Here is a 22,890-nt window from a genome sequence, read left to right on the forward strand (position 1 = left end):
GGGAGTGGCTTCGCGATGAACTCGGATCCTTCGGCGAGGGCGATGCAGCCGGACGTCGCAGACCTCCCAGCATTGGCCTCACTGCCTGCGGTGGCGGCGATCGTCACCGCAGGAGATCGATGGTCCGACACAGAGGCGGCCTTGCGGACATTGGCGGCGCAGGACTACACCCGCCTTGCCGTCTTGGTGCTCTGCGACGCCGAGAGGCCCCAAGGCCGTCGGGTCCGAGAAGTGCTGCCCACCGCCGCGGTCGCGAACCGCGTGTCGTCCAGCAGCCATCTGCGCCGTGGGTCTCACCGGCATCGCTCCGGCGCTCTGAACAACCGGGGTGCGTCGCTGGTCCGGGGGGCCGACTATCTCCTGTTCCTCACAGATCATGTCGCGCTGGCGCCGGATGCCATCAGCGTCCTGATCGAGGATGTCGAAAGTGCCGAGGACGCCTCGGGCCGGGTCGTCGGCGTCGCGGGTCCCAAGCTGCTGGATGCCGACGACGGCATGACGCTGTGTGACCTGGGCGGTACTGCGGACCGGCTCGGCGTGAGGATTCCGATCGCGAACCAAGGCGAGTTGGACCAAGCCCAGCACGACGGAGCCCGCGATGTCTTCGTGGCCCCGACCGAAGCCATGCTGGTGAGAGAGGACGTGTTCCGCATGGTCGGCGGCTTCGACGCGCACCTCGATGGCGACGGCGCCGCGGTCGACCTGTGCTGGCGGATACATCTCGCCGGCTCGCGGGTCCGTGTCGTGCCGACTGCCACTGGCCTGCTGCGAAGCGGGCCGCCCCGGGCCGCGCACGGGCCCTCAGTGCGCCAGCACGAGCATCGAGCTCGGCTGCGAACCGTGCTCAAGTGCTACGGCTGGGTGTACCTGCTGCCGACGGTCGTGCTCGCAGCGTTCCTCGCGTTGGGTGAGATGCTCTTTGCGGCGCTGCGCGGTCGATTCGCTCAGGCCTCCGATGTGGTGCTGGCGTGGGCATGGAATGCGCGGCAGCTTCCGGGCACGTTCTCATTGCGGGGCGCCGCCAAGCGCTGCCGACGCGTGCGGGATGCCGACTTGCGTCGAATGCAGCAGGGCGGCTCGGTGCGGGTGGCCGATTGGTTTCGCTACCGCCTGAGCCCCGAAGGCGGTCTGGCGGCGCGTACCACGATCGACGAGAGCATTCTCGGCACATGGCGACGCAACGCGCACCGCACGGTGTGGGTGGTCTGGGCGCTGGTGCTTGGCGGGATCTTCTTCGGGTCCCGCGGTCTGCTGATCGGCGGCATCCCGGCATACGGCCAGTTCGCGCGCTTCGCTGACGCATCGACGATGCTCGGCGCCTACTTGGAGGGTTGGCGCGACAACGCGGTCGGCGATGCGGGGATCGGCCATCCCGCGATGGGTCTGCTGGGCATCGGCGGGTTCATCGTGCTGGGTGCGGTCGGGCTGCTGCGTCACATCGCCGTCTGGGGTCTGCTGGTGGTCGGCCTGGTGGGCATGTGGAAGCTCTGCGCCTCGACGGCCAGCCGCAATGGACGGCTGTACGCCCTCGCGCTGTACGCATCTTGCCCTTTGCCCTACAACGCACTGGCCAGCGGACGCTGGGACGTGCTGCTGGCTTACGGAGTCGCACCCTCGGTCGTGCTGTGCGTCAGCCGCTTGATGGGCGCCTCGGAGGTTGGCCCTTCGGGAGACGGGCACCGGCGAGCGACATCTGCCCGGGTGGCGTCGCTCGGGCTGCTGCTCGCCGTCGCGGCGGCATTCGAGCCATCTGTCGTGCTGCTTGGCGCGGCTGCGGCGGTGGTTCTGGCAGCGGCGGAGACCCTCAGGCGGTCCGTCAGCCGCTCGTCACCTGGAACGCCTGCACTCGGGCTGCTGCTGGTCGTCGGTGCTGCGGCCCTCGCGGTGCTCGCACACGTTCCTTGGATGCTCGAGTTCGATTCGCTGGTGGACTATCTGGAGGTCTCGCTGGGCAGCCCGACCGCCTCTGCGCCGGACTCGCTCGGTGAGCTCCTGCGTTTCCAGACGGGACCGCTGGGCGAGTCGGCGCTCGGCTGGGGGATGCTCGCAGCCGCGGCCGTGCCGCTCTTGGTCGCGCGGGCGCGCCGGTTGTGGTGGGCGGTACGGGCGTGGCTGGTCGGGCTGGCGGGCTTCGCCGGGGCTTGGGCCGTCACGGCGGGATGGACGGATGGCCTGTGGGCGGGCGCGCCGCTCGGGGATTCGCTGGCCGAGATCTCCCTGGTGCTCGGTGCAGTAGGTCTTTGCTGGGCGGCTGCCGTCGGCCCGACGTCCTTGGCGGCTTCGGACGGCGACACCTCGCAGCGCGCGCGCGGCTCGATGGTCCTCATCAGCGGTATCGCCGTAGGGGCGATGGTGCTGCCCACAGCTTGGGCAGCACTTGACGGGAACTGGTCCGCGCCGACTTTCGACCATCGGGTGCCGCTGGGACTCGTCGACGATCGCGATGTCGGACCCGACTATCGCGTCCTCTGGCTGGGCGCACCGGAGGTCTTGCCGCTGCGCGGCTGGGATCTGGGCATGGACGGACTTGCCGCGGGCACGTCGGTTCGCGGCTATCCCGATGTGCGGCACCAATGGGCGACCCCCGGGACGACCGGCAACGAGCGGCTCCTGGCTGCGGTCAGGGTCGGACTGGCCGGCGACACCCTGCGGATGGGACGGCTGCTGGGATCGTTCGGCATCAGGTATGTCGTTGTGGTGGAACGATCGGGTCCGTCGTACTCCGCAGGCATCGAGCGGCCAATTGCTCCGGAGACTGCCGAAGCCTTGGCCTCCCAGATCGATCTGCGGCCGCTGGCCGTCGATCCGTCGGTGCAGGTGTTCCGCAACGAGGCCTGGTGGTCGACGCGGGCGCAATTCTCTCAGCCCATCGGGCCGGGTTTCGCCATCGACCAGACAGATCTCGTAGTGAGCGACCTGAGCGATGGAATCGGCGTGCTCACCGACTACCGATCTTCGACGAGCCAGATCGGTTCGGTGGGAACCGGTCCGCTCCTGGTTGCCGACACGTATGACCCGGGTTGGCGCCTGCGGATCGCCGAATCCCGGATCTCCCCGACGCTCGCCCAAGGCTGGGCGATGCGCTTCGACCCGCCCCACGCCGGTCAGGCAGAGCTCAGCTACGAGCGCTCGGCTGCTGTCACCAACCGGTTGTGGGCTCAAGTCCTGATCTGGCTCGCCATCGTCTGGGTGGCGATCGGCCAGCCCGCGCCCTTGGCCGACCGCCTCATGGCGGCGGTCCGGGGATTGGGGCGGCGCGGCGTTTCAGGCGGCACGGCAGTGGACACATGGGACGGCCCGGAGGGCGACCAAGGGATCGAGGCGGCGCAGCGGCTCCGGCGGCAGGGCGGCGGACCTGTGAGGACAGGACGGCAATGAGGGTCCTGCGATGGTTCGGAAGGCTGCTGATACCGCTGGCGGTGGCCGCAGCGCTGGTGGTCGACGGGCGCATCGACCGCACGCCGTCCGCGGAGGCTGCCATCGAAGAGCTCGGGACGCTGACCCAGATTGAGGTGCCGTCGCCGAGCGCCTTGACGTCGAGTTGGTTCTGCCCCGTTGTGGGAATGCGGGCCATGATGCCAGGCTTCGGCGAGACGGCCTCCGAGTTGGTGCTCACCAACATGACAGAGACATCCGTGTCGGTGTCAGTGGAGCTGCGCGGTCGCACTGCTGGGCGACAGTTCGTGACTGCGGACGTCGCGCCGCTGAGCACGGGTGTGGTGAACATTTCCGACCACGCGCGCGATGAGATCATCGGCGCGTTGGTCGAAGCCACCTCAGGAGGTCTCGCGGTGACGCGCAGGTTCACCTCCCCGCTCGGGATGGACGAGGCCCGCTGCTCGAGTGTGCTTGCCCCGAGTTGGTACGTCCCGGTCGGCGACACCCAGGCCGATGCGCTCGGGGTGATCGCGATCATGAATCCGCTGCCGAGGGACGCGATCGTCGACCTCGCCTTTGCCACCGACGCGGAATTCGGGCCGTTCGTGGTGCCGGCGCTGACCGGTGTGGTGGTGCCGGCATGGAGCACAGTGGCGGTCAACGTGGGTGAGCACGCGCGACGCCGCGATGTCGTGGCAGCGTCGGTGCACGCCCGTACAGGTCGCATCGCTGTGGATTCGTTCGTGTCCTACGACGGCAGCGTCGGGCGGCGAGGCTTCGCAGCGGAGCTGGGCTCGGTCAGCCTCAGCGAGAACTGGCTCGTGCCGCTTGCGGGCATCGACAACACGACTCATGTGACGCTCCGCGTGTTCAACCCGTCCGACGAAGTGGCCCAGATTGCTGCGCGGGTGAAGGTTGCAGGTTCCGACGGCGACCGTGTGGCACTGGCGGTGGCATCGCACGATGTGCTCGAGGTGACCGTCGAGTCTCCGAGTGGCCGGGCACCCGGCCTCGACGCTTTGTTTGCCCCGCCGGGGGCGCCGTTCGGCATTTCGGTGGCTGGGCAGAACGGTGTGCCCTTCGTCGTCTGGGCGGAAACCCTGATCGGATCCGCCGCGCGCCCGCTGGCCGACATTCCGGCCGCCTCGGATCCGGCCGACGACGCAGCGGAGGCTTCGGCCGGCTCTTCGGTGACCGTGGTGGCTCAGACGGGAGAGACCAGCGACGATGCCAGCGACGATGCGGCGCCAGCCGTCGGCGCACCAGGCGATGCCTCGAGTTCCGGCGATCCCTCCGGCGAGTTCGAGAGCGTGGCCGCAGAGACTCCCCCCCCGGTGCTCACCGCACAGTCAGGTCTGGCGACGGTGCCGGGCATCGGCCGGATGCGCAAGCGCTGGCTCGTGGTCGTTCCCGCCGAAGCGGGCGCCGAGACGTTCCTGACCATCATGAGAGATCCGTCACCGTTGGGTGGCGACGCAGCGGAGGCCCCCGACGGTGCGGCGGCTGACGGCAGGGTTCTCGTCGGGACGCTGGGGGGCGAGACGGTGGCAGCGGTCGACGTGCCGGCATCGGGTGTGGTGACGCACCGGCTGGCCAGTGGTTCGACCCGTCTCGTGGTGTCCGATGTTCCGTTCGGGGCACTGCTTTGGCAGTCCCGGACCAACGGCAGCGGCCTCAGCGTGGCGCATCCGATGGGGTGGTGAGTCCTTGATGGAACGACTCGCGATTGCCGCAGTGCTGGCGGTTGTCGCACTCGCGGCGGCCTTTGCGGCCCGACGCCGGCGGGGCTGGGACTCTGCCGCTGGCACCATGCCGCAATCGACCGTGCCTGCCGCAGTTGACCTTGCGTTGCTGGGCATCGATGCGGGACCCGTAATCGTGGTCTTCACAGAGGAGACGTGCCGGACATGTGCCGATGCGGTCACCGTCGTCAGCGGATCGGTCGGCGTCGGCGTGCCGGTCGTTGAGGTGCCCTTTGCGAGCGAGCGAGGCATGCACCGAGACCACGGCATCGACACGGTGCCCACGACGGTGGTCGCGGACGCGGAAGGTCAAGTCGTCGACGGCTGGATCGGTCGCGTGGACGTCTCCGGATTGACTGCCGCACTCGCCCGAGTCGTGGGCCGTTGAGAGGCAGGTGCTGGTCAGTCAGCGATGTGGGGCGGGGGAGCAGCTTGTTCGATGAGCGGCACGTCCGCAGGAGGCTCGGTCTCGGCTTCGGACTCGGATCCAGCGTCGGCGGTCTCATCGGATGCATCGAGCATCCCGTTGCCGGCTGTCGATGGCTGGCCGGATTCAGGATCGGCAATGAGCAACGCGATCTGCGAGCCGGTAACCGTCTCGTACTCGAGCAAGGCGACCGCGATCCGGTCGAGCGCCCCCCGGTGCTCGATGAGTGCCCGCCGGGCTCGGTCCTGCTGGGTGCGCAGGATCCGCTGGACTTCCTCGTCGATGACCCGGGCTGTCTCATCGGAGTAGTCGCGCCCGGAGACGAGATCTTCGCCGAGGAACACCTGGGCGTGGGATCCCCACGCCATCGGTCCCACCCGATCGCTCATGCCCCACTCCGACACCATCTTGCGGGCCAGCTCGGTGCCTTGGACGAGATCGTTCGCAGCGCCGGTGGAGGTCACGCCGAAGACCGTCTCCTCTGCCATGCGGCCGCCGAAGAGCACTGCCAGACGGTCCTCGATGTACTCCTGGCTGTATGCGTGGCGTTCCTCAGGAAGCTGCATGGTGACGCCGAGCGCTTGGCCGGTCGGCAGGATCGTCACCTTGTGGACGGGGTCGGCATGGGGGAACAGCGTGGCGATCAACGCGTGACCCCCCTCGTGGTAAGCCGTGACCTCCCGCTCGCGCTCGGTCAGGGCGACGGACTCGCGGCGCTGGCCCATCAGCACCCGGTCGCGCGCCGCCTCGAAATCGGCCAAGCCGATCGACTCGGATTCCCGCCGGACGGCGTGCAGAGCGGCTTCGTTGACCAGGTTCGCCAGATCTGCACCGCTCATGCCGGGCGTGCCCTTGGCGAGGTACTCGAAGTGCATGTCGTCGTCGGTCTTCTTGTCCTTCGAATGCACCTCGAGGATGGCCAGCCGTTCGGAGTACTCGGGCAGCGGCACCACCACCTGCCGGTCGAATCGTCCCGGCCGCAGCAGGGCCGGATCCAAGATGTCCGGCCGGTTCGTCGCAGCCATCATCACGATGCCGCCGGTCTCCTCGAAGCCGTCCATCTCGGCCAGCATCTGGTTGAGCGTCTGCTCGCGTTCGTCGTGACCGCCGCCGAGCCCTGCTCCGCGCTTGCGGCCGATGGAATCGATCTCGTCGATGAAGATGATCGCCCGCCCCAGCTTGCGGGCACTCTGGAACAGGTCGCGCACCCGGCTGGCGCCGACGCCGACGAACATCTCCATGAAGTCCGAGCCGGTCACCGACAGGAACGGGACGCCCGCCTCGCCGGCCACCGCCTTGGCGATGAGCGTCTTGCCGGTGCCGGGAGGGCCGACCAGCAGCACGCCCTTGGGGACCTTGGCGCCGATCGCCGTGAACCGTTCCGGCGTCTTGAGAAAGCCGACGATCTCGGTGATCTCCTGCTTGACGCCGTCGTAGCCGGCGATGTCGTCGAACTTCGTCGACGGGCGCTCGGTGGTGTAAGTCTTGGCCTTGCTGCGGCCGATCGACATGATCCCTGACATCTGCCCTTGGGCACGGCGTTGCATCCACCAGAAGAACAGGAAGATCAGGCCGAACGGCAGCAGGAACGGCAGCAGGCTGACCAGCAGGTTGGGCTTGTCGGTGTGGAACTCGATGACCACTTCCTGCCCGCGCAAGAGACGCAGATCGTCCTCGGGAAGCTCGACAGGTCCCTCGGAGGAGAACTTCGTGCCGTCGCGGTACTCGCCGGTGATCTCGCCGGTGCCGTTGGTGATCGTGACGCTGCGAACGTCGTCCTCCTGCACCCGCGTGATAAGGACGCTGTAGTCGACGGACTCGCGGTCCTCGTTGTTCAGCAGGCCGGGCAGGAACATCACCGACAGCAGGACCAAGGCGAGCAGCCAGATGGACCAGCGAGGCCAGCGTTCGCTTCGCTGCCGCGTCCTAGGTCCCGACGCCGATGCGCCACTGTGCCGGTGGGCATCGTCGGAGCTGTCGTCGGCCGACGCGTCAGGAGGCTCGCTGCCGCGCGGCTTGCGTGCTCGGGAGTGCCCCTCTCCGGAGGGCACCTCGGATGCCATGGGTTCATGCTATGGCGGCGCCGTCAGAACCCATAGCCGGGCATTCCGAGCAAGATGCAGCAGTAGCCTGCGATGGTGGCCGCAGTGACCGTGCGCCCTTCCAGCAGAGGGGCGGTGCTGGCGGCATGGGTCGAAGCCGCGGTTGTGGTGGCGAGCTGCGTGGCTGTGCTGCTGTGGCTCGACCCGGCTGGGATTTTCTCGGCCGCGACGCCTACCGGCGGGGACATGGGCGCCCATGTGTGGGGACCGGCATTCCTGCGGGACGAGCTCCTGGCCTCGGGCTCGCTGCGCGGCTGGACAACCGAGTGGTACGCAGGCATGCCTGCCATGCAGTTCTACATGGTGGTGCCGTACCTCTTGATCGTGGCAGTCGACTGGGTGCTGCCCTTCGGCGTTGCTTTCAAGCTGGTGGCGGTCAGCGGTGTCGTCTCGATGCCGGCGGCTGCTTGGCTGATGGGCCGGCTGGCAGGCTGGGCACGGCCACTGCGAATGCTGCTGCCCGTAGCTCTGATGCTGTTCGTCTTCGACGTGAACTTCACGATCTACGGCGGGAATGCAGCATCGACTCTGGCGGGGGAGTTCGCGTTCTCGATCGCGCTGTCGGCGACGCTGGTGTACCTCGGCATGCTCTGGCGCTCGCTGGAGCGGGGCACAGGCCGCGCCCGCGCCAGCTTCGTGCTGGCGTTCGTGGCGCTCTGCCATCCGATTCCGCTCGCCTTCGCCGTTGCTGCGAGCGTCGGGATGGTGGCGGTGCGCAGCCTGCACTCGCTGCCGGGCCGCATCGGCCGGGTGCCGACGATGGGCGCCTCGATTGCAGTGATCCTGCTGTGGGCAGCCGTGTGGAATCTCACCGAATCCCCGCTGTGGCGTCTCGCGGTGCCCGCGGGGGCCTTCGCAGCACTAGCGCTGGCGGAATGGCGACGCTGCGTGCATGCGCTGGTCATCGGGGTGATCGGCGGCGCAGTGTCGGCCTTCTGGACAGTGCCATTTGTGGCCCGCCGGGAGTTCATGAACGACATGGGCTGGGAGCGGCTTGTCTCGGTGCGGGAGCATCTGTTCTTCACCGACGAGATCGGCAGCGACGGGACATTCCACAGCATCACTTGGCTGCTGGTGCTCGCAGGCACCGGCGCCGCGGTGGGCTTGGCGCGCTGGTACCGACCAGCGCTGACGTGGACCGTCATCGCGTTCACCATGGGAATGGGATTCGTCCACTGGCCCCAGCACCGTCTGTGGAACGCGCGCATCCTGCCCTTCTGGTACTTGGCCCTGTACCTGCTGGCAGCCATGGGGCTGTGGCTCCTCATCGAAAGCCTGGTTCGCCGGGAGTCGTCATCGTCTGGCAGCGCGATCTGGCAGCAGCCTCCGTCTGTGCGATGGCTGCAGACGGCCCTGTCGGCCGTGGCGTTCATCGCGGCGCTGGGCCTGTTGCTGCTGCGCTTCGGCAATGCTCCCGGCGGCAGCCTCGATGCCGGCGGGTCCTACCGCTGGGGTCCGCTCACGGTGTCATCGGAAGACCGCAACTTCGTTTCGGGATGGGCGCAATGGAACTTCCGCGGCTACGAGGGACGCCCGGCCTATCCCGAGTACTACGACTTCGTCACGACCATGGATGAGGTGGGCCGCCAGCACGAGTGCGGCCGGTTGCTCTGGGAATACGACCGCGACATCGTGGGCGCGTACGGCACGCCGATGGCACCGATGCTGATGCCGCAATGGACCGACGGCTGCATCGCCTCGATGGAGGGCCTCTACTTCGAGTCGTCGCCGACTGTGCCGTTTCACTTCCTCATGCAGTCGGAACTGTCGGCGGCGCCATCGCGCCCCATGCGCGGCCTGCCCTACAGCGCCCTCGACTTCAGTCTCGGCGTCCCGCACTTGCAGATGTCGGGAGTCCGGTACTACGCAGCGTTCAGCGCTGAGGCGACTGCCGCAGCGAACAGCTCGACCGAATTGCAGCTCATTGCCTCGTCGGGACCGTGGTCGATCTATCTGGTGGCTGACAGCGACGTGGTGTCGCCGCTGAGCTTCGAGCCGGCTGTCGCCGAGGGAGTCTCCCCAGCCGGTCGAGCCTGGACCGATCCCGCGGCGATCTGGTGGAACGAACCGGCGGCGTGGGATGTGCCCATCGCAGTCGACGGCCCGCAGCACTGGACCCGGGTGACGCTGCTCCCGCCGCCCGACCCTGACGGTTCCCCGCCGGCCTCGCTGGCGAGATTCAGCGCAGCACCGCGGCGAGCGCTGCCGCCGGTCCAGGTCAGCGACGTCAAAATCGGCAGGGAGCGGCTGTCGTTCTCTGTCGACGAGCCCGGTGTGCCGGTGCTGGTCAAGATGTCCTACTTCCCGAATTGGTCGGTCGAAGGCGCCGAGGGTCCCTTCCGGGTCACGCCGAACTGGATGGTGGTGATCCCTGCGGGTCACGACGTCGTGCTCACCTATGGCGCCACTGCGGTGGAGTACCTCGCTTGGATGACGACGCTCATCGGACTCGCGGCGCTGGCGCTCGTTGCGGTCCGGCCGCCGGCACTATTCGAGGGACGCCGGGCCGCCGAAGCTCGACGCGCCACGCAGTTCGACGCAGCGTCGGCGCAATCCGGCACAGCCGACGGCCCACTCTCCGCGGAGGGCGACCGTGCGCGGCCAGCGGTGTCGGTTGTGCTGCCGGCCTACCAGTCTGCACATCTGGTGAGCCGGGCGGTGCAGCATGTCAATGCGGCTCTGCGCGGCAACGAAGCGCTGGGCGGCGACCTTGAGATCGTGGTGGTGGACGACGGGTCCACCGATGGGACCGCGGAAGCGGCTCGGCAAGCTGGCGCAGACCTCGTCGTATCGCTCGATCAGAATCGCGGCAAGGGTGCGGCAGTGCGAACCGGAATGCTCGCGGCGAGCGGGCGCCGCCGCCTGTTCACTGATGTCGATCTGGCATACCCGCCCGGTCAGCTGACCTCGCTGATTGATGCGCTGGACGCAGGTGCAGATGTCGCGCTCGGCAACCGGCGTCATGCGGAGGCGCGCACGATCAGCCCTGCGCCTCCCGCGAGAGCGCTCGCGAGCCGCCTGTTCAATGTGTTCACGCGAGTCGTGCTGCTGAGCCGTTATCGAGACACCCAATGCGGCTTCAAGGGCTTCACGGCAGAGGCAGCACAGACGATCTTCGGCCGCTGCGTCATCGATGGCTTCGCCTTCGATGTCGAGGTGCTCCACCTCGTCGAGCACCTCGGCTTGACGGCGACCGAGGTTCCCGTGGCGGTCGACCACACTGCGGACACCACGGTCCGCTTGGTTGCGCAGTCGCTCGGGGTTGTCACGGACATCTGGCGCATCCGCCACCGGGCCGGGGCCGGCGCGTACGACGCCGACCCCGCGCCGTCGGCTGCTGAAGCTGCCCAGCGGTGATCGTCTTGGGAGGATGGCGGATTCGCCTTGGGACGACAGCAGCCTCGGCACGCCATCGGGGTGTGCCGAGCATCAGGACAGGTCGGCGCCGACGCGCTGGGCGCCATCGGCTTCGGCGGAGTGGGCAAGGTAGGAGTCCAGCACCTCGCCGGGGTCTCCCACCGCGCGGAGGCATCCTCCGTCCAGCCAGCCGACGCGGTCGCACAGTCGGCGCACCAAGGCGGCGTCGTGCGAGACCAGGATGATGGTCGTGCCGCCGCGGCGGAGCTTCTCCATGTGGTGAAGGCATCGCTGCTGGAATTCCTCGTCTCCGACGGCGATCACCTCGTCGACGAGCAGCACCTCGGGTTCGACGTTCACGGCGACTGAGAAGCCGAGGCGCATGTACATCCCGCTCGAGTAGATCTTCACCGGAGCGTCGATCTGGTCGCCGATCCCGCTGAAGTCGATGATGTCGTCCATAGCGGCGGCCATCTGGCGCCGGCCGAGACCGAGCATGGCGCCGTTGAGGAACACGTTCTCGCGCCCGGTCAGTTCAGGATGGAATCCGGACCCGAGCTCTAGCAGGGCCGACAGCCGACCCTGCGCCGCGATCCGGCCGCTGGTGGGGCGGTGGATCCCTGCCATGAGCCGCAGCAGCGTGGACTTGCCGCTGCCGTTGTGTCCGACGAGGCCGAAGAAGGAGCCCTTGTCGATGGACAGCGACACGTCGCGCAGCGCCCACAGGTGCCTGACGTCGCGGCGGCCGAAGCGCAGCACCGCCTCTTTGACCGAGGTCGGCCGGTTCAGCTCCAGCCGGAAGCGCTTCGACACCTCGAAGACCTCGACGGCGGACGGGGCGGTCCCCGGCGTTTCGCTCACGGCTCCTCGCTGATCGCCATCGAGCGGCGGCGGAAGAAGGCGAGGCCGATGGCGAACGCGCCGAACGCCCATGCCGCGGCCACCGCCAGGTCGGCCGGATCGGGCATCTCGAGGAAGTAGACCGCGTCCCGGGCCACGGCGATCACCGAGTTGAGGGGGTTGAGCTCGACGATCCGCGCCACCGGCAGCCCGTAGGCCCGCGCCGGCACGATGTCGGGGGTGTAGACGATCGGCACCATGAAGAACGCCACGCTCAACACGATGGCGGTGAGGTGCTGGATGTCCCGGTAGCGGACGTTGACGATCGAGGCCGCGAAGCCCAGCCCGAGGGCGAACATGGCGACCAGCAGCATCGCCACCGGCAGGAACAGCACCGTCCAGGACACGTTGGCCAGCGCGGCCATGATCACCACGAGCACCAGCGCCTCCAGGCTGCTCTGCAGCAGTGTGGCGACTGCGCCCCCGATGATCGCTGTCTCCGTCGGGAAGTAGATCTTCTTGCGCAGCTCGCTCACGCCTTCCATCCAGCGCATGGCGCCGTTGACGATGGCGTAGAAGATGTTCCACACCACCAGCCCGGAGAACAGATAGAGCGCGAATACCTCGGCCTGGCCATTGGCGGTGACAGGCGCGGCAGCCCGGTAGATCACGCCGAACACCAGGCTGTACACCGCCACCGTCGTCAGCGGCTTGAGAAGCGACCACAGCCAGCCCAGCAGGTTGCGCTTGTAGAGCGCCTTGGTCTCGCGCTCGGCGAAGCTGCGGACCAGACCCGCGCCGGTACGGGCCGCCGGCGACAGCCTCGGAAGCCGAGCGGAGGGGCCGCGCTGCACCGCCATAGTCGCGGAGGATCCTAGGGTGAACGCGGGGTCACCTCAGGGCGTCTCGCAGCCTTGTCCGGGTCCGGCGACGCTCGTGCCCGACGGCGGTCGGCATTCGTAGACCCTCATGTAGTCCACAGCGAACTCCGCAGGGAACACCGTGCTGTCAGGCACTCGATTGCCCGGCCAAGTCTCCAACGCCCAGTTGCCGACCGTGTTGTTGATGACGATGTAGAAGGGCACGTCGAACGGTGCATTGGGATTGTCCACCGGCTCGTCGCTGCCCCGTGTCTGTGCGAACCAGTCGCTTTGCGGCACGGTCAGGACCCGCGTGTCGTCCACGTAGAAGCGGATCGAGGCGGTGTCCCACTCGACTGCGTAGAGATGGAACGACTCAGCCGGATTGACGGGGAGATTCGTCAGCGAGAACGGGTTGGTGAAGGGGTATCCCATGTGGACGACGTGATGAACTCCCCATCCCGGCCCGGGAGGCTGAGCGTCAATGCCAACCCTGCCGTCGTTGGTCACGTTGATGTTGGCCCCCTCGGCGATGTCAATTTCCCCGCCGGCCGCGCCGCTGCCGTAGGGCGTGTCGCGTGGCTTCAGCCAGTAGGCAAAGAACGTCCCGTGCCCTTGGGGCAGCTTTCCGAGCATTTCGAATCGCCCGTAGGTGAAGCTCGCGTTGCTGTCCACCCGTCCAGAGGTGAAGTCCTTGCGCTGGTGTTGTCCCGGCGTGTAGTTCGTGAGCGGACCGAACTGGTTGCCGCTTCCCTTCCACGTGTTGGCGCCCGCGTACGGCTCGCGCAGGGTTCGCAGATGCAGCAGGCCGTCGGAGACGTAGACGTTCTCGGGCCGGTCGGTGTCGCAAGCCAGATACACCGGCGGGCAGTTGTTGCTGACAGTCCACTTCGACGGGTTCAGAGAGGCGCCAGTGAACTCGTCTGACCACACGAGCGCCCAGTCGTTGCGGTGGTCGGCCCCCTTCGTCTTCATGGGCCAGCTGATGAGCACTTCGTTGCTCACCACACTGCGATCGGCGTTCAACGCGACCTTGGCCAGATCGAACGGGCCGTGGACCGGCGCCGTGTGCGTGAACTGGACGAGACCCTCGCCATTGGTCGCGGCGCGGCCGGTCAGGGTGCCGTCAATGTAGAGCTCAACTATCCGGAACGCGATCGGATTCTCATCATCGAACGCACGCGCGGTGATGGTTCTGGCGGCACTCGAGTGCGATGCGTCAGGACTCACTGAGATGGTGATGCGACGCGATTCCGGAGGCATCCAGAACACGCCTTGAGGGCGCGAGGCCGCCTCTGTGGACGCAACGATGACCTGAATGGAGTCGTAGCCACCCTCGTTCGGTGACCCGAAGGGCGTGTCGTAGGTGAATGTCGCCCTCCCTTCGCAGTCGGTGGTGGCGGTGCCCTGACTCTCGCCGTCGATGAAGAACTGCAACTCGGCGCCGCACAGAGGAGCACCGTCGTCATCGGTCGCCGTGGCGATGACGACGAGATCGTCGCCGACGGTCGGATTCGCGTTGCTGACCTGCACGTCGATGGGGTGTGTGGGTGCGTTGATGTGTGTGAAGGCGATGGTGTTGCCGGCGGCGATGTCTGCGGCGACTTGTCCCACGGCTCGGGCGGTGGCCCACCGGTCCGTTCCTGCGATGCGGTGCACGCTGCGCGTGTGCAGCTTGGAGTCGGGCAGCGCTGAGGTGCCTCCCACCACGTAGACGTTGGTGCTGGCGGCGTCGAGCATCGTCGCGGACGTGCGGGGCATGGGCTGGTCGCGTGCGCCTGCGTCGATGAGACAGTTCGTGTCGAGCACGCCGGCGAGCGTGACGGCGCTGTACACGTCGGACTGTGCGGCGAGGTCGGAGGCGACGACCACCGCGGTGGCGTCTGTGCAGTCGTTCATGGCTGAGGGCCAGCGCGCCCCGCCCGAGTTCGCGCCCGCCGCGGCAGGCGACAGCGCCGCGACGGGTGCGTTGATGTGTGTGAAGGCGATGGTGTTGCCGGCGGCGATGTCTGCGGCGACTTGTCCCACGGCTCGGGCGGTGGCCCACCGGTCCGTTCCTGCGATGCGGTGCACGCTGCGCGTGTGCAGCTTGGAGTCGGGCAGCGCTGAGGTGCCTCCCACCACGTAGACGTTGGTGCTGGCGGCGTCGAGCATCGTCGCGGACGTGGAGGGCATGGGCTGGTCGCGTGCGCCTGCGTCGATGAGACAGTTCGTGTCGAGCACGCCGGCGAGCGTGACGGCGCTGTACACGTCGGACTGTGCGGCGAGGTCGGAGGCGACGACCACCGCGGTGGCGTCTGTGCAGTCGTTCATGGCTGAGGGCCAGCGCGCCCCGCCCGAGTTCGCGCCTGCCGCGCCAGACGTCAGCGCCGCGCCAGATGCCAGTGCCACAAGGAGTGTGCCTAAAGCATTCTGTCCCATGGCGGCACTGTACCCACGGGCAAGCGACCGCCTGCGGGACGACTTGGCCCGCCGTCAAACGACGCGGTGAGCCGACGGCGCTTCGCGTCTTGGCGAAGGCCACTGGCATGGCTCGCAGGCGCCGCTGACCGAACTGGACGCCCTTGGCCGGCTGCCCATCCGGCTGAGCCGACTAGGGTTTCGCGTGTGTGCAGTCCAGCCGAGTTCTGGCACTGGGCGGCGCACTGGACCGCACAGGATGGAGTTCGCCGTCAAGCAGCGCTCTCACCCGCCCCGGCCGATCGCGTGGCAAGGCTGTCTCCATATCGGCGCCGTTGTCCTCCGAAGGCGCTCCGTCCGACATGACGCCCGCCTCGGGCCGTGCGTGGCGGGTCGCGGTCGGCACAGTGCTGCTGCTGGTTCTCAGCAATGGGCCAGTCCTGCGATTCGTAACGGGGGTGCTGGGCCGGTCGGCGCATTGGAACGACTGGGCGGTCTGGCCCTTCTTCGCGGGCGCGGCGGCAGCCTCGGCAGTGCTCGCCTGGGCCGACCGACACCCGAGTGGATACCCCGCTGGCCCGACTGGCCCGAACGTGCGACTGGCGCAGCAACACCCGGTCGAGGAGGATCTGCGACGGGCGACGCTGTCGCGGGCTGGGCTGCTTGCACTTGGCTGGTATTCCGCCGCGGCAGTCGCGTCCAGCCTCTGGAGCGTGTATCCGAGCGCAACCCTGTGGCGGTCGGCGGTCTATCTCGGCCTGGCGCTGTTGGCGCTGACCCTGGCCGGATTCAGCGACGACGAGCTGGCCAAGATGCTCGTCTTGGTGACGAGCGTCGCAGTGGGGGGCAGCTTGGCTGTGATCGCGCTCTTGCGCGAGGAGGGCGTCGATCACCAAGGCAATTGGATCGGCGTCTACACGAACCGCAACTCGTTGGCGCCCATGGCCGCCATGGGAGTCATCGTCGGTTTGAGATGGCTGCTGGCGGGATCGGCGATCCCCCGGCCGCGCCGCTTGCCGCCGCGAGCGCGCACCGGTGGCAGCATCCGGCACGGTCGGCCGGTCCCGGCCTCGACGTCCGTCGGCGGCGCAGCGCTCGGCTCGGTCTCGTGGAGACGGGTCGGCGGCGCAGCGCTCGTGGCGGTGTCGCTGGTCACCATGGCTGGCGCCGGCAGCCGCACAGCTTGGTCGGCGCTGGCGGTCGCGCTGGCGGTCGCTTCGGCGCTCGGTCTGGCTGCAACTCGGGTGGCGGGGCCGTGCCGCGTGGGATCCAAGAAGCGTTGGGCTGCGTTGGCTGGTGGGGCTGTGGTGATGGCGGTTGCCGGTGCGACCGCCGCGGCCGCGGTCTGGGACGTTCCCACGTTCGCGCAGCGCCGCGCCATCTGGCGCCTCGCCTGGGACCGCGTGCAGGAGAGGCCGTGGGGCGGCCACGGGTTCTTCGCGTTCTGGGAGGTGCCGGAGCTGGTCCAGGAGCATGTGCTTCTTCAGCGGGGAAGTGCTCACAGCAGCCTGGTGGAGACCGCACTCGGCCTGGGACTGCTGGGCGTTCTGCCGCTGGTGGCGCTCGCGATGCTGGCGGCGGTCAACTCGGGTAGCAGCCTCTGGCGACGGCCGTCGGTCGACGCTTGGATGTGGGCGGCGCTCTCGGTGTTCGTGCTCGTCGAGAACCTGGCCGAGAGCTTCGTGCTGTGGTTCTCCCACATCTGGGTGCTGCTGCTGGCTGCGGCGCTGCGCCGTGGAACGGTCTCAGCGCAGCCTCAGAGACTTCGCCAACCGGGCGCGCAGGCGCCCCGGCAAAGCGGCCAGCAGGTCGCGGGTGCTGATGTGCTCTAGACGCTCGCTGGGGCCGCCGCCGTAGTCGAAGTGCGCGTCGGCCAGCCGGCGGGCCGAAGGGCCGTCGAGCACGAACGGCTGGCTGGCGATCTTCTCGATCACTTGGGTCCTGTTGCGGTGCCAGTACTGCCGGTTGGCCTTGATCTCAGAGTTCCCACCGTTGCTGCGCCGGTACAGCGACGTGACCTCGGCCACGCAGTGCACCCCGAGGACCAGTGAGGCGCGGACGAGCAGGTCCCAGTCCTCACAGACGGTCAGTTCTTCGTCGAAGCGCAGGCCGAAGCTGTTGAGCGCCGCTCTGGGCAGCGCGAGCGAGCAAATCGGCGTCTCGCTGTACGAGAAGTGCGCGAGTTGATCGAACGTTGGCGGGTAGACGTACTCCACAGGCCCGGCTGGAGTCTGTGGCTCCCCGGTGTCAGAGGCCAGCCAAGGCTGGCGTGCCGTGCGGGCCCGGATGATCTGGCCCGGGGCGTCAGCCGCACCGCCGGCGAACACGGCGAGCCAGTTCGGCTCGGCCAGGTCATCGTCGTCGAGGAAGCACACGTAATCACCCTCGGCCGCATCGAGACCGGCGTTGAGTGGCTTGGTCCGTGTGCCCCCCTCGCTGACGTGCAGGACGCGGTAGTCGGCGGGCGCGGCGCCTGCGGCTGCGTTCAGTTCTGACTCGACTCTCGCTGCGACATGTGGCGCTTCGTGCACGGCCACAACCATGTCGAAATGGGTCCACGTCTGCGCGGCCAGCGAGCCAACGGCCTCCAGCAGAGATCGCGGGCGGTGACCTTGGGTGCGGACGATCGCCGTGAACGTCGGCAGGGGAGGCGTCGGCGTCACCAGCGCCGCGAGCTGTTCGGACTCCTGAGGATCCAAGCCCAGCATCTGGACCAAGCGCAGGAGGGACGCGGGAGCCGCGCCCTCGCCCGCGGGTCGACCCATGGCGGAGGAGGTTAATGCTCTGCCGCCGAAGCGGCATCCGCACCGGCGGCGGGGACCTGCTGAGGCCGACGCGCAAGGGACCCGGCTGCTGTGCCCTCTTCGGCTGCTGTGCTCTAGCGTGGGCAGGATGAGTCTTTCCCGCGAGCTGCGAGCCGGTGGTGCCGCGTCTCGCGTGAAGGACCCATGCCGTCGCAGTCGTCCCGATCTTTGCCCCCGAGGACAACGTCCCCGGCTGCCATGAGCGACTGAGATGCCGACGCTGGCGACGTTGGCCGTAGTCGCGGCCGTTGCCGCAGCCGTGACGCTCACGTTGGTCCCGTTGACGGCGAGGCTCGCATTCAGGTGGGGTGCGGCCTCCGAGCCCGGAGACCGCCATGTTCATGCGAAGCCCACCCCCGTCGGCGGTGGCATGGCCATGATCGCCGGGATCCTGGCGGCGGCGGCAGCGGCGCTGTTCGTCGGCGGTCAGTCCTCGCGTGGGGAGATTCTCGGCGGCGTCGCCGCGCTGGCGGTCATCTTTGCTGTCGGGCTCGCCGACGACGCCAGGGGGTTGTCTCCTCGGGCCAAGGTCGCCGGGACCGCCGCTGCGGGGGTGATTCTCCCCTTGGCGGGGATTTCCATCGAGGTGTTCAGGGTGCCGTTCTGGGATCGCGTGATCCTGTCTTCGGGGTGGTCACTGCTCATCACCGTGCTATGGGTGGTCGGGCTGGCAAATGCCGTCAACCTCATCGACGGGCTCGACGGGCTGGCGGCCGGCGTCGTGGCCATCGCTTCGGCTGCCTTCGTGCTGTACGCCGTGCGCCTCGCGGATGTGGGCATCATCGACGCTGCCAATCCCGGCGCCCTGTGGGCCGCGATGGCGTTGGGGGTCTGCTTGGGTTTCTTGCCCTACAACCTGCATCCCGCCCGGGTGTTCATGGGCGACGGCGGTGCGCTGATGCTCGGCGCGTTGATGGCAGTCGCGACGATCAGCGTGGGCGGCCGCTCAACCGGAGAGTTCAGCGGCCAGGCTTTCTTCTTCTACGCGCCGCTGTTCATCCCGCTGGTGATCCTGGGAGTGCCGGTGTTCGACACTGCTTTCGCCATCGTGCGCCGCACTGTCGGCCGCCGCGGCCTCGCAGCGGCCGACCTTGGGCACCTGCATCACCGGCTGATGCGTCTTGGCCACGGCCACCGGCGTGCCGTCGTCGTGCTGTGGCTCTGGACGGCGGGACTCTCGGCGTTCGTGCTCTACCCCACCTACACCGGGAGCGGCGACGGCGTGGTCCCGGCTGGGATCGCCGCGCTGGCGCTGATTCTCTACACGCTTCTGCATCCGCGGCTGAATTCCTGAGGTGTGAGCACCGTGGGTTCGGGGTCGGCGGCACTTGCGGCATCGGCGGGTTCTGCCCGCAGGTCCGCCCCCCGAAAGGGGCACACGTGCGGGTGATGCTCGACGTCACACCGCTGCTGGGAAGCCCGACCGGCATGCACCAGCTCACCAAGGGACTCGTCGAAGCACTCGCCGACCGTTCGGACGTCTCGGTTGCCGGTTACGCGGTGTCGGCGCGCGCGCCCCGCAGGGAGATGATCGCCGTCGCATCGCGCCTCGGCCTCGTGGTCCGCCGCAGCCGGCTGCCGGCACGGCTGTGCCATCTGGGCTGGTCCCTCAGCGACCGGCCTGCGCTGTCTCATTTGGTCCGCGATGCCGACATCGTTCACGGCACCAACTACTCGGCGCCGCCGGGCCTGCACCGCTTGATCACTGCCCCTGATCTGACCCCGGTCACTCACCCGCAATGGTGCAGTCCCGCGGTGCGGGGCACCGCAGACGCGCTGCGGCGCGCCGTGCGGCGAGGCGCCCACCTTCACGTCACCACGCAGGAAGAGGCAGGCCGGGCGGCGGAGGTACTCGACATGCCTCGGGAACGAGTGCACGTGGTTCCTGTCGGCATTCGAGCGGCCCCCCCGGGCGACGGGGCTGCTGCCCGGAGGCTGGTGGGCAGCGAGCGGTTTGTGCTGACGCTCGGCGCGACCGAGCCTCGGAAGGGCCTGACGTGTCTGCCCCCTGCGATGGCCAGGCTGCCGGCCGATGTCCGGCTGGTCGTGGCGGGACCTCGCGGCAGGCATGAGGCAGTCTTGGAGGCGGCAGTGGAGTCCGGTGGCATCTCGAAGCGCTTCGTGCGCTTGACGGAGGTGGACGAGGCGCGCAAAGCCGATCTGCTGGCGGGCGCGACGGTGCTCGCCTACCCGTCCCTGCTGGAGGGCTTCGGCATGCCGCCGCTCGAGGCAGCCGCAGCGGGCACGGCGGTGGTTGCCACCGCGGTCGGTGCACTCACCCAGATCCTCGAGCCGGAGGTGAGCCTCGTGCCAGCGGGCGACGCCGAGGCCTTCGCTGAGCGACTCGCGGAGGCAGTCGCAGAGCCGCTCCCCGCTCCGCCCCCGGTGCTGGCGCGCATCGCCGAGCTCACATGGGCTGCGGCGGCCGAGCAATTCCTCGGGGTGTACGGGGTCATCGCATCCTCGTAGGCCCGACGCCGCTGCGATCAGCGGTCGGCGGTGAGCTCTTCGAGCAGCGCGCCGTAGGCGCCGGCTGCATCTGACGCCGAGAACCAGGCCTCAGCGAAAGCGCGGCCTCGAGCGCCCATCTGAGCCCGGCGGCGAGGATCGTCGATCATGGCCTGCAGCGCGGCAATGAACGCGGTCTCGTCAGCCGGCGCGACGGCCTCGCCGCATCCGGTCCTCTCCAGCACTCTCGCCACTTCGGTGCCGGGATCCACTGCCGCCAGCACCGGGCGGCCAGCGGCCATGATCGAGTAGAGCTTCGAAGGCACGCTCGAGTGGGCCAGCCCCTCGCGCAGCAGGATCACGTGCACGTCGGCGGAGGCCAGAACCTCCGAGATCCGCGCTGCCGGCTGGAAGTCGACCAGGACCAGATTGGGGAGTCCGGTCGCCGACTCCTCGAGCGCTTCGCGGGCGGAACCCTCGCCGTTGACCACGAACACCATGTCGCGGCGGTCGCGGCAGGCTCTCGCCGCCGCGACCAGTGTCTCCAGCGGCTGGGAATAGCCGATGTTGCCGGCGTACATCACCACGGTGCGCTCGCCCAGGCCGTGCTCGGTCCGGTAGGCGGTGTGGCGGTTCTGCGGTCGGATCTCTGCCGTATCGGAGAAGTTGGGAATGATCCGCAGTTCGGGACCCCGTGCCGGGTCCACTTTGGCCGCGACATTGGCCCGCATCTCCTCCGACAGCACGGTCACGGCGTCGCAGGCGCCGTAGACGAGGCGCTCCAGCCTGCGGGACGCGGTGATGATGCGCCGGTTGCTGATTGCGCCGACCTCGATCGCGGCATCGGGGAATACGTCTTGCACGTTGAAGACCAGCGGCACCCCGAAGCGCCTGGCCGCGGCCCAGCCCGCGAGTCCCAGCGTGAGCGGCGGCGACATCGCCAGCACCGCGTCGGGACGGGTCCTCCGCAGCACCGAGGCGGCGGCCGCGAGCAGCGTGAAGCCCGCAAAGCCCGCGCCGCGGGCCGCGAGGCTGCGCCGTCGGGTCGGGAAGGGATGGACCCGGGTGACAGTGACCGAGCCCGCACCCGGCCCGCCCGCGACAGCCGCGGGAAGCGTCTCGCCCCGATGGGAGCGTCGCAGAGGCCGGCCGCCCCAGCCCGCGGCGACGCGGTGGCCCCGGTACCACGGGAGGGCCGTCACCACATCGATCTCATGGCCGCTGCGGGCGAGCTCAAGGATGACGCGGCTGATCACCTCGCCCGTCGGCGCCGTATCGGGTTCCAGATGGGGGCAGACGACGAGGAGCCTCATCCGGCTGTATCCGTGCCGGATCCAGTCATGTCTGGCCTCCTGCCGTCTGCGCGGCATGCCTCCAAGCGTCGATGAGGCCGGCCGCGGCCCGCTCGGGCGCGAAGTCCGCGGCCCGGGCGCGACCTCGCTCGACGCGCCTCGCCACCTCAGCCGAGCCGTCCAGCACTTCGAGCAGCGCATCGATCCATCCGTCGACATCGTCGGGGCCGACCAGCAGGCCGCCGTCGCGGACCACTTCGGGCAAGGCGGTGACCGCGGCTGCGATCACGGGAGTTCCCGCCGCCATCGCCTCGATCACGGGAAGGCCGAAACCCTCGTAGCGAGAGGGAAATGCCACCGCTGCCGCGGAGCTGATCAGTGAGGCCAGCCGTGCCTCTTCCACCCATCCCAGATGCACGACGCCGGGAGCTCGTGCGGCGTGTTCAGTCACGACTGCGTGATCGCGTCCGGCCGCTCCGGTGAGGACCAGGGTCGGCTCATTGTGGCGAGACCAGACAGCGGCGTGGGCATCGATCAGCGTGCCGTGGTTCTTGTGCGGGTAGGTGGCGGCCGGGTAGAGCACGAAGCGCCGCCCGGTCAGCGCCCGCGGCAGGCCGAGCGGCCGTGCCTCGCAGCCTGCGCCTCCCGACCGCACCAGTGGATCGGTCGCATAGCTGGACGGGACGACGGCGATGCGGTCAGCGGGCACCGCGAGCCGCTCCTCCAACCTCGAGGCGACCCATCTCGACGGCACGGCCACCACGTCGGCGGCCATCACGCTGCGGGGCAGTGCCCATCTGAGGTAGCGCCGCTTGGCCGGCGAGAAGTTCGCCGGAATGTCGAGTGGCTGGATGTCGTGGACGGTCAGCACGGCCGCGCCGCGCCGCGCCGCGGGCAGGCGTCCCCCGAAATGGTGGACGACGTCGAATCCGTCCGAGCGTCGGGTCAGCCAGGTCGACTCTGACGCAATCCTCAAGAGCCGGATATCGCCCTTCCAGCGGGACTCGTGCCAGCGCAGATCTCCCAGGCTCGGGTGGGCTGCGCGAGTGCGGGCCATGCTCGCTACTTCCAGCTCGATGTCCGGCGCCTCGCCGGCACCGTGCGCGGCGAACGCGGAGAGCAGGCGCGAGGCGTAGACCTCGCTCCCGCCGACACGGCCCGGCACGATCGAGCAGAGGTTCGCCAGAATCCTCACCACCGGCGCGACCCCGCCGCTGATCTCGGGGCTCGGATCCGAGCC

Annotated in this window: 14 protein-coding genes; 7 read left to right on the top strand and 7 right to left on the bottom strand. The window is 68.7% G+C overall.

The features are described 5' to 3' along the window. Positions 1-15 precede the first annotated feature (15 nt). From ACOGXQ_RS16840 to ACOGXQ_RS16850, 3 genes are read left to right on the top strand one after another with little or no spacing between them, the layout of a single operon-like run. Entirely contained in the window at positions 16-3,378 is a 3,363-nt protein-coding gene (locus tag ACOGXQ_RS16840; protein WP_419944760.1) for a glycosyltransferase family 2 protein, read from the top strand. Continuing rightward, on the top strand, positions 3,375-5,081 hold the full coding sequence (locus tag ACOGXQ_RS16845; protein WP_419944761.1) for a hypothetical protein: 1,707 nt from the start codon (positions 3,375-3,377) through the stop codon (positions 5,079-5,081). Before ACOGXQ_RS16840 ends, ACOGXQ_RS16845 begins: the two co-directional genes overlap by 4 nt. A gap of 7 nt (positions 5,082-5,088) precedes the next feature. Continuing rightward, on the top strand, positions 5,089-5,508 hold the full coding sequence (locus ACOGXQ_RS16850; protein WP_419944762.1) for a TlpA family protein disulfide reductase: 420 nt from the start codon (positions 5,089-5,091) through the stop codon (positions 5,506-5,508). Between the two features lie 14 nt (positions 5,509-5,522). Here ACOGXQ_RS16850 and ftsH read toward each other — a convergent pair whose 3' ends face one another. Further along, the gene (gene ftsH, locus ACOGXQ_RS16855) at positions 5,523-7,610 is read right to left on the bottom strand and encodes an ATP-dependent zinc metalloprotease FtsH (protein ID WP_419944763.1); all 2,088 of its coding nucleotides are present in this window, start codon (positions 7,608-7,610) and stop codon (positions 5,523-5,525) included. 75 nt (positions 7,611-7,685) lie between these two features. Between ftsH and ACOGXQ_RS16860 the strand changes: the two genes are divergently transcribed. Next, entirely contained in the window at positions 7,686-11,006 is a 3,321-nt protein-coding gene (locus tag ACOGXQ_RS16860; protein ID WP_419944764.1) for a glycosyltransferase, read from the top strand. 72 nt (positions 11,007-11,078) lie between these two features. On the opposite strand, the gene ACOGXQ_RS16865 is transcribed toward ACOGXQ_RS16860, so the two are convergent. Genes ACOGXQ_RS16865 through ACOGXQ_RS16875 form a run of 3 tightly spaced genes read right to left on the bottom strand, consistent with a single transcriptional unit; the run spans position 11,079 to position 15,127 of the window. Then, the gene (locus ACOGXQ_RS16865; RefSeq protein ID WP_419944765.1) at positions 11,079-11,867 is read right to left on the bottom strand and encodes an ABC transporter ATP-binding protein; all 789 of its coding nucleotides are present in this window, start codon (positions 11,865-11,867) and stop codon (positions 11,079-11,081) included. Continuing rightward, positions 11,864-12,706, bottom strand: coding sequence for an ABC transporter permease (locus ACOGXQ_RS16870; RefSeq protein WP_419944766.1), 843 nt, complete (start codon positions 12,704-12,706; stop codon positions 11,864-11,866). Before ACOGXQ_RS16870 ends, ACOGXQ_RS16865 begins: the two co-directional genes overlap by 4 nt. Positions 12,707-12,742: 36 nt before the next feature. Then, positions 12,743-15,127: a family 16 glycosylhydrolase gene (locus ACOGXQ_RS16875; RefSeq protein WP_419944767.1), complete on the bottom strand. Its 2,385-nt coding sequence runs from the start codon at positions 15,125-15,127 to the stop codon at positions 12,743-12,745. A 188-nt stretch (positions 15,128-15,315) separates the two neighbouring features. Here ACOGXQ_RS16875 and ACOGXQ_RS16880 point away from each other — a divergent pair, with 188 nt between their 5' ends. After that, positions 15,316-16,938: an O-antigen ligase family protein gene (locus tag ACOGXQ_RS16880; RefSeq protein ID WP_419944768.1), complete on the top strand. Its 1,623-nt coding sequence runs from the start codon at positions 15,316-15,318 to the stop codon at positions 16,936-16,938. Here ACOGXQ_RS16880 and ACOGXQ_RS16885 read toward each other — a convergent pair. Then, positions 16,852-17,871: a glycosyltransferase family 2 protein gene (locus ACOGXQ_RS16885; protein ID WP_419944769.1), complete on the bottom strand. Its 1,020-nt coding sequence runs from the start codon at positions 17,869-17,871 to the stop codon at positions 16,852-16,854. The genes ACOGXQ_RS16880 and ACOGXQ_RS16885 overlap by 87 nt on opposite strands. Positions 17,872-18,121: 250 nt before the next feature. On the opposite strand from ACOGXQ_RS16885, the gene ACOGXQ_RS16890 reads away from it, so the two are divergent. Both ACOGXQ_RS16890 and ACOGXQ_RS16895 read left to right on the top strand, forming a co-directional pair. Further along, entirely contained in the window at positions 18,122-19,204 is a 1,083-nt protein-coding gene (locus ACOGXQ_RS16890; protein WP_419944770.1) for a glycosyltransferase family 4 protein, read from the top strand. A gap of 95 nt (positions 19,205-19,299) precedes the next feature. Further along, entirely contained in the window at positions 19,300-20,379 is a 1,080-nt protein-coding gene (locus ACOGXQ_RS16895; protein ID WP_419944771.1) for a glycosyltransferase, read from the top strand. 17 nt (positions 20,380-20,396) lie between these two features. On the opposite strand, the gene ACOGXQ_RS16900 is transcribed toward ACOGXQ_RS16895, so the two are convergent. Both ACOGXQ_RS16900 and ACOGXQ_RS16905 read right to left on the bottom strand, forming a co-directional pair. Further along, a complete protein-coding gene (locus tag ACOGXQ_RS16900) occupies positions 20,397-21,671 on the bottom strand; it encodes a glycosyltransferase family 4 protein (RefSeq protein WP_419944772.1) in 1,275 nt (424 codons plus the stop codon). A 25-nt stretch (positions 21,672-21,696) separates the two neighbouring features. Then, on the bottom strand, positions 21,697-22,848 hold the full coding sequence (locus tag ACOGXQ_RS16905) for a glycosyltransferase family 4 protein (RefSeq protein WP_419944773.1): 1,152 nt from the start codon (positions 22,846-22,848) through the stop codon (positions 21,697-21,699). Between the last annotated feature and the right edge of the window lie 42 nt (positions 22,849-22,890).

The organism is Candidatus Poriferisodalis sp. (assembly GCF_965208485.1).
Taxonomy (GTDB): domain Bacteria; phylum Actinomycetota; class Acidimicrobiia; order Acidimicrobiales; family Poriferisodalaceae; genus Poriferisodalis.